This is a genomic window from Spirosoma pollinicola, from assembly GCF_002831565.1.
Lineage (GTDB): Bacteria > Bacteroidota > Bacteroidia > Cytophagales > Spirosomataceae > Spirosoma > Spirosoma pollinicola.
Map to the genome: position 1 here is coordinate 203,916 of NZ_CP025096.1, position 12,501 is coordinate 216,416.

The 12,501-nt window shown below is 47.6% G+C and carries 9 protein-coding genes; 7 read left to right on the plus strand and 2 right to left on the minus strand.

What is annotated here, in order from left to right; genetic code table 11:
• Nucleotides 1-33: 33 nt before the first annotated feature.
• The 6 genes from CWM47_RS00870 (at nucleotide 34) to CWM47_RS00895 (ending at nucleotide 6,874) form a co-directional block, all read left to right on the plus strand.
• Nucleotides 34-864: a transglutaminase family protein gene (locus tag CWM47_RS00870; RefSeq protein WP_100985921.1), complete on the plus strand. Its 831-nt coding sequence runs from the start codon at nucleotides 34-36 to the stop codon at nucleotides 862-864.
• 103 nt (nucleotides 865-967) lie between these two features.
• Complete coding sequence (glmM, locus tag CWM47_RS00875) at nucleotides 968-2,380, plus strand: phosphoglucosamine mutase (protein WP_100985922.1); 1,413 nt, start codon at nucleotides 968-970, stop codon at nucleotides 2,378-2,380.
• Between the two features lie 247 nt (nucleotides 2,381-2,627).
• Entirely contained in the window at nucleotides 2,628-2,984 is a 357-nt protein-coding gene (locus tag CWM47_RS00880) for a YtxH domain-containing protein (RefSeq protein WP_100985923.1), read from the plus strand.
• A gap of 270 nt (nucleotides 2,985-3,254) precedes the next feature.
• Nucleotides 3,255-4,211, plus strand: a complete 957-nt coding sequence (locus tag CWM47_RS00885) for a TolB family protein (RefSeq protein ID WP_100985924.1) — start codon at nucleotides 3,255-3,257, stop codon at nucleotides 4,209-4,211.
• A 24-nt stretch (nucleotides 4,212-4,235) separates the two neighbouring features.
• On the plus strand, nucleotides 4,236-5,636 hold the full coding sequence (locus tag CWM47_RS00890; protein WP_100985925.1) for a Gfo/Idh/MocA family protein: 1,401 nt from the start codon (nucleotides 4,236-4,238) through the stop codon (nucleotides 5,634-5,636).
• Between the two features lie 113 nt (nucleotides 5,637-5,749).
• Nucleotides 5,750-6,874, plus strand: coding sequence for an esterase (locus CWM47_RS00895; RefSeq protein WP_100985926.1), 1,125 nt, complete (start codon nucleotides 5,750-5,752; stop codon nucleotides 6,872-6,874).
• 374 nt (nucleotides 6,875-7,248) lie between these two features.
• Here CWM47_RS00895 and guaA read toward each other — a convergent pair whose 3' ends face one another.
• Nucleotides 7,249-8,781, minus strand: a complete 1,533-nt coding sequence (gene guaA, locus CWM47_RS00900) for a glutamine-hydrolyzing GMP synthase (RefSeq protein ID WP_100985927.1) — start codon at nucleotides 8,779-8,781, stop codon at nucleotides 7,249-7,251.
• Nucleotides 8,782-8,857: 76 nt separating this feature from the next.
• Entirely contained in the window at nucleotides 8,858-10,927 is a 2,070-nt protein-coding gene (locus CWM47_RS00905; protein WP_240625663.1) for a sialate O-acetylesterase, read from the minus strand.
• A gap of 344 nt (nucleotides 10,928-11,271) precedes the next feature.
• Here CWM47_RS00905 and CWM47_RS00910 point away from each other — a divergent pair, with 344 nt between their 5' ends.
• Nucleotides 11,272-12,498 (plus strand): ABC transporter permease, encoded by a 1,227-nt coding sequence (locus tag CWM47_RS00910; protein WP_100985928.1) that lies wholly within the window; start codon nucleotides 11,272-11,274, stop codon nucleotides 12,496-12,498.
• Nucleotides 12,499-12,501 lie beyond the last annotated feature (3 nt).

Here is a 12,501-nt window from a genome sequence, read left to right on the forward strand (position 1 = left end):
CTGTACAGGCGGCACAATCATTTATCATTTACTATGCAGCTTCACGTTCGGCACGAATCCGAATACAGGTACGATTACCCGGTTGCCCTTGGCCCGCAAACGCTCTATCTGTATCCGCGAGCCTATCCCTACCAGCGTCTGCTAAAGTACGAACTGCTGATTGACCCACAACCGGCGCGAATGGTGCGGAATGTTGATGTAGAAGGGAATGTTCAGCAAATGGTTTATTTCAATCGACCAACAAGGCATCTTCGTGTATCTGTCGAAATGGAACTTCAATCCGACGAGTTCAATTCGTTTGACTTTGTTCTGTTTCCATTCGATACCAAACGGGTGCCTTTTCGCTACCCGAAACCGATTCAGGACTTACTTCAACCCTACCTGGAGCAAGTTGGCGTATCAGAGCGGGTAGCTAGCTGGGCCAGGGAGTTAGCGGCCGAAGCCAATTGGAAAACAACCGGATTTCTGATTGCGCTGAATCAGGCCATTCGAAAGTTTACATACGAAATTCGTGAAGTTGGGGCCCCTTTTCCGCCCGAGCAAACGCTGATTTTGCATAAAGGCTCATGCCGCGATTATACTACGCTGTTCATGGCCGCTTGCCGGAGTTTAGGGATAGCCGCCCGTTTTGTCAGCGGCTATTTATTTGGCAATCCGCAGCAGGAACACCAGCTTCATGCGTGGGCCGAGGTTTATTTGCCTGGTGCCGGCTGGCGAGGTTTTGACCCAACAGAGGGTTCTTTGGTCGTGAACCGACATATTTTTCTGACGTCGACGGCAAAACCAGAATTGGCGGCCCCCATTAGTGGTACATTCCGGGGACGAGCCAATTCGTCCTTACAGTCGGAGCTTACCTTTATTTAACATACTTATTAGTTGGTAGAACTTTACAATCGCCGAACAACTTTTGCTTGCCGACTATCGACTATCTTTGCAAACTCATTAAAATTACTTACCAATCCATAACGTGGCATTAATTAAGTCTATTTCCGGGATACGAGGGACGATTGGGGGGCGCAGCGGAAACGGACTGACCCCTTTGGATGTAGTGAAGTTTACGGCCGCCTTTGGACAATGGCTCCGGCTACGTAATCCGGAACGGCAATCGGTTGTGATTGGCCGCGATGGCCGGTTGTCGGGCGAAATGGTCTCAAAACTGGTAGCCGCAACTTTACAGGGACTCGGCCTGACGGTTATTGACCTGGGCCTGTCTACTACACCAACTGTCGAACTGGCCGTTACCGGCGAAGGGGCATCGGGCGGAATTATCCTGACAGCCAGTCATAATCCCATTCAATGGAACGCCCTCAAACTCCTGAATGAAAACGGCGAATTTATCTCAGCGCAGGATGGTGCCGAGGTGCTCGCCATTGCCGAAAATGAATCCTTTGAGTTTGCCGAAATCCGTAAATTAGGAAAATACACAGCCGACGACACCTGGCTAAAAAAACATATCGACCTGATTCTGGCGTTGCCGCTGGTTGATCGGGATGCTATTGCTACTCGTAATTTTCGGGTTGTTGTCGATGCCGTCAACTCGACTGGCGGCATCGCCGTTCCCATGCTACTGGAAGCGCTGGGCGTTGAAAATATTACCAAACTACACTGCGAGCCAACGGGCAACTTCGCCCATAACCCGGAGCCCCTGCCCGAAAACCTGCGCGACATCATTAAAGAAATGGAGAAAGGCAATGCCGATCTGGGCATTGTGGTCGATCCGGATGTTGACAGGCTGGCGCTGATATGTGAAGATGGATCAGCATTTGGCGAGGAATATACGCTGGTAGCCGTTGCCGATTACGTACTCAAGAACGGACCGGCAGGCAATGGAGGCAATACCATTTCCAACATGTCGAGTACGGTTGCGCTGCGGGATGTAACCCGGAAATATGGTGGGCAACATTTTGCTTCGGCTGTTGGCGAAGTTAACGTGGTAGAAATGATGAAGGAAAAAGACGCTGTTATTGGCGGAGAAGGCAACGGCGGTATTATTTACCCCGACCTGCACCACGGCCGTGACGCGCTTGTCGGCATTGCGCTCTTCCTGACGCATCTCGCTAAATCCGGCAAATCGGCCTCAATGCTGCGCCGGACATACCCGAACTATTATATTTCCAAGAACAAGATTGAGTTAACGCCTGATATTGATGTAGATGCCGTACTCGACCGAATTCAGGCTAAATACGCTAAAAACCCAATTAACACCATCGACGGTGTGAAAATTGAGTTTGATAAGGAATGGGTGCATCTGCGAAAGTCAAATACCGAACAAATTATTCGTATTTACTCCGAATCGGACACACTCGCTACTGCCGACCATCTGGCCGGAAAAATTATCAATGATATACGGGAAGTACTCGCCGAAAATAGACAATTGTAAGTAAGCAAGCTTTCTAAAACGACAACGTTCCGGGCCGCTCATTAATGAGCGGCCCTTTGTTTTGCCCATTAGAAACCCCTAAGCTGTGGAATAATCTACTCACCAGAACGAAAGAAAAGTGTACGAAAAAATAATCTAAGCTAGTCAATCCACTAATAACCAATGGATTATTCGCACGAATGTACCTATGGCACAGTTTTTAGACAATATGGGTAAACCCAAAAACGAGATTTAAACAAACACGATTATGAGCTTTATAAGAGGAATACTGGCAGGTTTGGCGATTGGTTATCTAACAGCACCCCGTAGTGGTAAAGAAACCCGCGACAAACTCACAAAAAGCGCGAATGATTTACAGAGCCAGTGGGAAGAAGGCGTATCACAGGTAAAAGCGCAGGTTGATAAGCTGGTCGGTAATGCTGAAGCAAAGGCTAATCAATATGCCGATAAGGCCGAAAATAAGTTCGATCAATATAAAAATGAAGCACAGTCGGCCTATAATAAAGACCGCGCTAAGTCGAGTTATAACGATGCAGTTGATAACACTGCCGACGCAGCGAAGTCGGGTGTAAACAACATTGAGGACGCATTGAAACTGAACTAATCCGGTTCTTTTTCCGAAAAACAGTAAGTAGTATTTACGCACTTGCCCGTTTCTGATTTAACCAGGAACGGGCGAGTGCGTTTTATAGCCTCTATTTTTCTCTACCAATTATCGATTACTTATTATCCATTTACGTATCAGGGCTTGCGTATAAAATGACCTGTTTGCAAGTCAGATTCCGAAACGCCAGCCCCGATAAGACTCGATAGCACAAATAGTTTCCAAAACGTCTAGTTAAATGCCTTTAATCGATTACCCAAATCAATTTTTATGAAAAACTATCGTGCAATCCGTTCTTCGCTGCCCGGTTTCAGATGGCTTGGCCTGGTCGTCCTGTTTTTGTTGTACTCGTTGTATTCTGTGGCACAAAGCAAGCGCGATACCACGAGTTATATTCAAACGCTCGACATCAAAACCGGCAGGATTGATACTGTCTTTAGCACCCGTACCCATTTTGAAGCACCTAACTGGCACCCTGACAACTACCTAATTCTCAACAGCAAAGGCAAAATCTACACCTTGGATTTGGCGTCTAAAAAAGTAACCGAGCTCAACACGGGTTCTGCCAACCAATGCAATAACGACCACGGTATTTCGCCCGACAAAAAATGGTTGGTCGTCAGTCATAACGACAAAACCAACCCTTCGACAAAATCATATAAATCAGCCATTTTTCTGGTGCCTATCGCTGGTGGGCAGCCCAAGCTACTCACCCCCGAAGTTCCCTCCTACTGGCATGGCTGGACTCCGGATAGTAAGACAGTGGCCTATTGTGCCGAACGCAATGGCAATTACGATATCTACACAATAGGTATTAACGGAGGCACCGAAAAACGGCTGACCACTACAGAGGGACTCGACGACGGCCCCGATTATTCGCCCGATGGGAAATATATCTATTTCAACTCCTACCGCACGGGACACATGCAAATCTGGCGGATGCTGGCGGACGGATCTCAACCGGAACAATTAACCTTCGATGAGCATTCGAACTGGTTCGCTCACCCTTCGCCCGACAACAACTGGATTGTGTATATTGCTTATACATCCGACGAAAAACAAGCTCATTTATTTGGGAAACAGGTCAAACTCCGTCTGATGAACCTCAAAACGAAAGCAATTAAAGACATCACTCCTGTCTTCTTTGGCGGTCAGGGCACAATCAACGTGCCTTCCTGGAGCCCTGACAGTCAAAAAATTGCCTTTGTCAGTTACCTTGTCAACTAATCGTTATTCTTACCCTTTATTTTAATGAAAAAAGACAGTTCAGCCTCTAGAAGGAAGTTTTTACAGCAAATTGGTGCCACCAGTTTAGTAGCTGCGTCCGCTCCGTTGTCCTCGCTGGCCGCTCAGGAAAAAGCAGAAGTACGCATCCTGCAGTATGAAAGACCGGTCTCGGCCAATGACACCATCCGATTAGGGGTCATTGGGTATGGTGTTCAAGGTCATTTTGACCTGGCTACTGCCCTCAAAGTGCCGGGTGTCGAATTGGCCGGCATTTGCGATTTATACACGGGCAGGCTGGAAAACGCTAAAGAGAAATTTGGCAATGAGTTATATACTACCCGTAACTACAAAGAACTTTTAGACCGGAAAGATATCGACGCGGTGATCATTGCTACCCACGATGTCTGGCACGCGCGTATCGCCCTGGATGCATTGGCCAAAGGCAAGCACGTGTACTGCGAAAAACCAATGGTCTACAGGATCAGCCAGGGTTATCCGGTGATAGCAGCCGCAAAAAAAGCGGGTAAGGTGTTTCAGGTGGGCAGCCAGCGGGTGAGCAGCATCGGGTATGCCAAAGCAAAAGAATTGCTGGCGGCTGGTGAAATTGGTAAACTCAACATGGTGAATGCCGTTTATGATCGGCAAAGCTCGATTGGCGCCTGGGAATATACGATTCCAAAAGACGCCGATGCGATGACAACCGACTGGGAGCGATTTATTGGCGTGACGGCCAAAATGCCGTTTGATGCCAAGAAGTTTTTCTGGTGGCGGGCCTTTAAAGAAGTGGGCACTGGCGTAGCAGGCGACCTGTTTATCCACTTGCTGAGCGGCACCCACTTTATAACCAATTCTAAAGGCCCAAAAAGTATTTATAGTACAGGTCAGTTCAGCTATTGGAAAGATGGTCGGAATCTGCCGGATGTCATGTCGGGCGTGATGCAGTACCCCGATAGTCCGGAACACTCGGCTTTTCAGCTGACCCTACAGGTAAATTTTATCAGTGGTACGGGTGGACAGGAGGTGATCCGGCTGGTTGGTTCGGAAGGCGTCATTGATGTGATTGGCAATAACATTACGGTTAAGCATAGTTTAATGCCTGAAGCGCCCGGCTTTGGCGGCTATGATTCGGTGTTCACGTTCTCAAAAAGTATGCAGGATCAAATGCAACAGGAGTATGATGCCAAATGGACTGTCGACCAGCGAAAAAGGCCAAGCAAAGCGGATATTGTCTTTAAGGCCCCAGACGGCTACAGTGACCATCTGGACCACTTTACCAATTTCTTTGATGCAATTCGGATGAACAAGCCTGTCGTTGAGGACGCGACGTTCGGATTGCGGGCAGCCGCCCCTGCGCTATCCTGCAACGCTAGTTTTTTGAGCAAACAGATTGTGCATTGGGACCCTGTCACCATGAAATTGACGTGATTTGGCGTAATCAAACGAGAAACATGGCTCCTAATATGCCAGAGGATGGACCAGCCAAATTAGTTTGACTGAAGAGTGGATTTACGTGAATTTCGAAAACCAGACCGTATAAAATGAAAAAGATGCTCTTTATGTGCCCGTTGTTTTGGGGAGCCTTATCTGCCTTGGCGCAGCCTGCCCGGCCCGCACCTACACCGAATGACACACTAAAATCTGTCCATGTATCGTCGGCCAATCAACTGGTTTTTAACCTCTATGCACCTAAAGCAACTACCGTAACGGTGTCTGGGGATTTCAGTAAGAGCTATGGCCCTAAAAATCTGGTCAAAGCAGAATCTGGCGTATGGACATACACCACAGAACCTATTCGGCCGGATCTGTACAGTTATGATTTTGTGGTGGATGGGGTAAAGACAATCGATCCTAAAAACACCCAATTAAAGGAAGGCGAGAATGGCTACTCCAATTTGTTTGCCATGCCGGGTTCGGAGATGGACTATTGTGCCATTAAGGATGTACCTCATGGTACACTTGAACAGGTTTATTTCTTTTCCAAAGTGACGGGTAAAACCAGTCGTTTTCACGTGTACACGCCCCCAGGATACGAAAAAATGAAGGCTTCGTTACCCGTATTATATTTACAGCATGGAGGTGGCGATAATGATGCATCCTGGTCAACGGCAGGCCGGGCAAACTTCATTATGGATAATTTATATGCACAACATAAAGCCAAACCAATGGTAGTAGTTATGCCGATGGGACATCCGGGAAGTGGCTTTTACATGAACCCTGGTATTGATGAAGACCCCTACTATAAGCAATTATTTGACGAAATCATGCCCCTGGTCAGCACACGGTACCGTGTACAGAGTGATCGAAACCATACGGCCTTTGCCGGGCTGTCAATGGGTGGGCTTCAGGCGCTGAACATTGCTTTGTTTAGTCCGGAGAAGTTTGGGTATGTATTGCCGTTAAGTACGGGCTATTTTCCTCCGCAGCAGAAAATGCTGGAGGAAAAGTTTGCTGCTCAACTACGTAATCCTGAAATCAATCGGTTGAAACTATTTTGGATTGCTATGGGTGGAGAATCTGACATTGCCTACAAAAATGGCGTGGCCGTTAATGCCCTTTTAGATAAATACGGGATAAAATACCAAACAAATTCCTACGATGCAGGTCATACATTTATTACGTGGCGACATAATCTAGTCGAATTTGCTCCCTTATTATTTAACTGAGTCGAGTTACGCCGGTATATATCATGAATGGGTATGGTTCCTACTTTCAAAAAATCAATCATTATGGAACCCACCATCGTCATTTCGTCGTAACTACATTTCACAAAGAATGAAACTTAGCTGATATAAAAAGGCCAGTTTTTGTCATCCCGACGCCAGGAGGGATCTTCGGTAAACCCGAAAAGCTTAGTATCGGCCGAAGATCCCTCCTGGCGTCGGGATGACAAAAACTCATTAAATAATCTCCTGATTATTAACGAAATACCTCGAAATTTTTCCACAATACACGTTACTTGATTGTCATACAACATACCGCATAAAAATGCCCGATACAGTTTCCTGTATCGGGCATTTTATTAACCAGTTTAGTGACTCTACTCCCACTCAATTGTGGCGGGTGGTTTCGACGAAATGTCGTATACAACGCGGTTAACCCCTTTTACCCGGTTAATAATTTCGTTCGATATATCGGCCAGGAATTCGTAAGGTAAGTGTGCCCAGTCGGCGGTCATACCATCTATACTTGTAACAGCCCGTAAGGCAACAACACGTTCATAGGTGCGCTCATCGCCCATAACGCCAACCGACTGCACAGGCAGCAGCATAGCACCCGCCTGCCACACTTTATCATACAAACCTTCGCGCTTTAGCCCGTCGATAAACAAGGCATCGACCTGTTGCAGAATCTCGACTTTTTCGAGGGTTACATCGCCCAGTATCCGAATGGCCAGGCCAGGGCCGGGAAACGGATGGCGGCCCAGAATTGCCTCTGGCAAGCCCAGCGTACGACCGACAGCCCGTACTTCATCTTTAAACAGGGTATTTAGCGGCTCTACAACTTTCAGTTTCATGAAGTCGGGAAGGCCGCCCACATTGTGGTGCGATTTTATCGTTGCCGAAGGCCCTTTTACCGAAACGGATTCAATAACATCCGGGTAAATAGTCCCCTGCCCTAACCACGATACGCCTTCTATTAAATGAGCTTCGTGATCAAATACCTCGATAAAGGTCCGTCCAATTGCTTTTCGTTTGGCTTCAGGATCGGTCAATCCGGCAAGCGCCGTATAGAATTGCTCTTTCGAATCAACTCCTTTTACATTCAGGCCCAGCGTTTTGTATGACTCCAGAACGCCCGAAAATTCGTCTTTCCGAAGCACCCCATTGTCAACAAAAATGCAGTAGAGGTTTTTGCCGATTGCCTGATGAATCAGTACGGCGGCAACCGATGAATCGACTCCACCCGACAAGCCCAGCACGACTTTATCGTTTCCAATTTGTTCCTTCAGGCGAGCTACTGTCGTTTCGGCAAATGACTCAGCCGTCCAGTTCTGCGAACAGCCGCAAATATCGACAACGAAGTTATGGAGCAATGTTTTGCCTTGCAGTGAGTGCGTTACTTCGGGATGAAACTGAATCCCATAAGTGGGCTCATTGTTTACCTGAAACGCTGCCACCCGAACCGTGTCGGTTGAGGCAATGATGGTAAAGTTATCGGGAACACTGGTGATGGTATCGGCATGCGACATCCAAACCTGTGAGTGTTGGTCGATTCCCTTCATAAGCGGGTTTTCGCTATCGACAGTACCCAGTTTAGCACGTCCATATTCGCGGATGGCCGATGCTTTCACCTCGCCCCCGCTGGTATGAGCCAGCAACTGCGCACCATAACAAACGCCCAGAATAGGCAGCTTATGCCGGAAAGCGGCTAAGTGAACCTCGGGCGAATCGATGTCGCGTACAGACGATGGACTGCCAGAGAGAATGATGCCCTTCACATCGGGCGTAATGGTTGGGAGTTGATTATAGGGATGGATTTCGCAGTAAACGTTCAGTTCGCGCACCCGGCGGGCAATGAGTTGAGTGTACTGCGAACCAAAATCCAGAATCAAAATCTGTTCGGTGGCCATGAATTGGTCTCTAAAATGCAAAGTTAGGGCATTTTTTGTGAAAATGCCCTACCCATGTTACCTTAAGTCTGAATCGTTAATGAGTAACCACCAGCCGACACCGCACACCACCCGTTGTATACTGCATGGTTAGCACATAGGTTCCGACGGGTAATGATGCTACAGAAAAAGACAGAAAGGGCGTTCCTGCCGATACCTGATTGTTTCGCTGCAGGGCAATGTTTCCTGCTTCGTTGGTCAAGGTGAGCAACACAGCACCACCCGACCAGTCCAGTGGCAATCTGACACGAACCTGATTACTTGCAGGATTTGGATAAACCAGCACACTCGAATTAGCTAACGAACCGGTATAATCCAATTCCAGTTCAGGCCCTACCTTCGGAATCACGGGCAATTGGAAAGATACACTTGCAACTGGTGAATAACCCGACTCAGCCAGTCGCCCGATAGCCTGCACACGGTATTTATATAGCTTTCCAATTATAAGAGAATCAGGGCCATTAGCATTGCGAAGGTCAAGGTAGGTGGTCGAATTACCCGGCAGTAGGGCCAGCGAATTAAATGTACCGGCGCTATCTGCCCGCTCGATGGCCCACTGTTTAACACTATCTGACTTGGCGGCCCAGGTAAGTTTAATAGCGCTTGTATCGACCGGAACAGCCTGCAAGCTGGTTGCAGGCGCCAACGGTGCGGCTATTGGCACTTGATAGAATGTCAGTGCCCTCATTCCCCGGCGATTACGAATAACAGGCCCAGCATAATACCCTACCTCAATATCCTTATACGATGACGGCAAATAAGTAAAGTGCTTAGCCGTACTCGGTTTTGTCAGTTTCAGGACAAGGCGATTTTCCTGTTCGGTTACAGACTTGATTGTAACGTTCTCGCCCGTTGGGTAGTCCGTGAAGACGAAACTGGATAAACTTTGCGTGTATTTCCGTCCCGTAGCTGGATTTGTAATGATTGTATCGGCAGGCCAATGCACTTCCTGACCGGTGTCGAATTCAAGTGTAATTTCGTCCTGTTCGGGCGTGCTGTAATAAAGACGTTGTACGTTCGGTGAGCGAATGTTGCTGGTATCGGCAGAGGCATAAAAATCACGGGCAATGAGTCGGTATAATTCCAGGCCATATTGCCGATAGCCTGCTTCATTATAATGTAACCCCTGATAACCGGGTAAACCTACTGTGGCAATTGGCTCGTTATCGCCAAACGTGGCGTTTGATCGTCGTTGAAAATCACGTAAAGCGCCTGCTCGCACTACATTCTCTGCCAGAATATTCAACTGGGAATGATACACCTTTTTCAGTCCCGGATAGTCTTTTTTCCAGTAACTATACAGCCGGGGAAATACGCGTATGTAAACATCCGGGTCATTAGCGGCTTCGGCCTCACCCTGTCGCCAGATCATGGCTTTAACCTGGCTGGCTACACCCGCTTTACTGGCTCTGTAATAGAGACGCCCATACAGGCTGTTCATAGAGGCTGGCTGATTGGCATCCCGTTTGGCATGACTGGTGATATCCGTTGAGCCAACGGCGCCATTGATGATGGCGGTCGGAATGCCCTGTTTCTCTTTTATATAGCGCTGTAATTCAACGCCCCATAAAGTATTTACCCCTTCGCTGGTGTTTGTCAGACACCAGGCGGTATCAGCTGGATTATAGCCAACATCCCCTTTATTGACACCAAACGTACGGCAGAATTCACTTCGAAACGGGTTGCTGTCAAACCGCCCGACAGCATTCGACTGGCCCATGATCAGGAACACATCGCCACAAACGATACTATCGCGAAAGGCGACCTGAATCGAATCATGAGTTATTGTCCGATGCGCAAATACCTGAAAACTATACTGACTCAACTCAGCTTTAATAATAGGTTTGAAAGCAAAACGACCTGTTAAGGAATCTGTATTTGTACGGGCATATTTGTATCGCTGCTGATTTCGAAGCACAACCAAGGAGAGGGTCGTTACATCACCTGTCGACACACGACCGGCAATTGATACGGTACAATTGCTTGTCTGGTCACGCGGGTAAAGTTGTAATCTTGCAGGCCACTGCTCAAACACAACTGAGCTTTGCCCTAATCCGTAGAAAGGGCAAAGAAAAAATATGAACAAAAAAGTTAATACGAACTTCACAGTGTTACGGAAAAGTACAATACAGTACATGAAAACCAGTACAAATATATTGAGTTTTAAGTAAACTTTTTGCACACACATTGTAACATCGACATATGCCCTTTTGAGATGGTTCCATTAAGATGGACAAGACAAACAGACGAAATTCAATAAAAACAGCGTTCTGAGCAAAGTCTGCCGGATAAGCGGGAAGTGCATCACTCAAAATCCTTACTTTTACAAAGGAAAAGAATTTAAGTGAGTAAGTCAGTAAGTTGTAAGTCGGCGAACGTAATATCCATGTGGTAGCCACTTACAACTTACTCACTTATCAACTTACTCACTTATCAACTTACTGACTCATCTTGAACGTTCCTGTTTTTTTAGCTCGCAAAGTTCGTCATGCACCGGAGGGCAGTTTTTCTGCCACCGTCACACGCGTAGGTGTTGCCAGTATAGCGCTTGGACTAGCGATTCTCATTGTGGCATTTGCCGTTTTATTCGGCTACAAGAGGACCATTGAGCAGAAGATCTTTTTGTTCGGAGCGCACTTGCAGGTCAGCAAGTTCACAAACAATGCGTCGTACGAAGAAACGGCTCTTCCGCTTAACACATCTCTTTACCGCGACAGTACCCGGATTCCGGGTGTGCGCCATATTCAGGCCGTTGCGCTGAAAGCAGGTATTTTAAAAACGCCGGAGGAATTGACCGGGGTAATCCTGAAAGGTGTAGGTCGTGACTATGACTGGAATCTGTTCAGGGGATCGCTGGTTGCCGGTGAGGTGCCTACTGTTGGTGCCGATACAGGATCTGGCTCAACACAATTGCTGATCAGTAAGTTGATGGCGACTCAGTTGAAAGTAGGCGTTGGCGATGCGATACCGCTCTATTTTCTGGGAAATCAGCCACGCGCCCGCAAAATGACGGTGGTTGGCATTTACGAAACCGGCCTCGAAGAGGTTGACAAAACAATTGCTCTCGGCGACATTCGACTTGTCCAGAAATTAAATCGCTGGGGGCCCGATTCGGTAGGTACTTACGAAATATATGTCAATAATTTCGATCAGCTGAAATCCGCTGCCGATAATGTATTTGAGGCTATGACGCCCTACATGCGCCTGACCCGCGTAACGGACCAGTACCGACCCCTCTTCGACTGGATGCTCCTGCTCGACCGGAACATGGTCATTTTGCTGACCCTGATTACATTTGTCGCTTCCTTCAACATGGTGTCCGTACTGCTGGTACTCATGATGGAACGAACGCCCATGATTGGTTTGCTCAAAGCCCTTGGCGGTGCGAATTCGCTCATCCGACGCATGTTCGTCTTTGTCGGGCTGAATATGGTTGGCTGGGGGTTGCTTATTGGTAATACGGTGGGATTGGGCATATGCTTTGTCCAGGAACGCTATAAATTGATTCCGCTGGACCCCAAAAATTATTTCATCAGCTACGTTCCTATTGCCTGGGACTGGCAGACGATTCTAGCTCTAAATGCGGCAACAGTCGTGATGATTGGGCTGGTACTCTGGCTATCTACGGTTATCATCAACCGGATTCAACCCATCAAGGCGCTGGCGTTCAAGAAATGATAT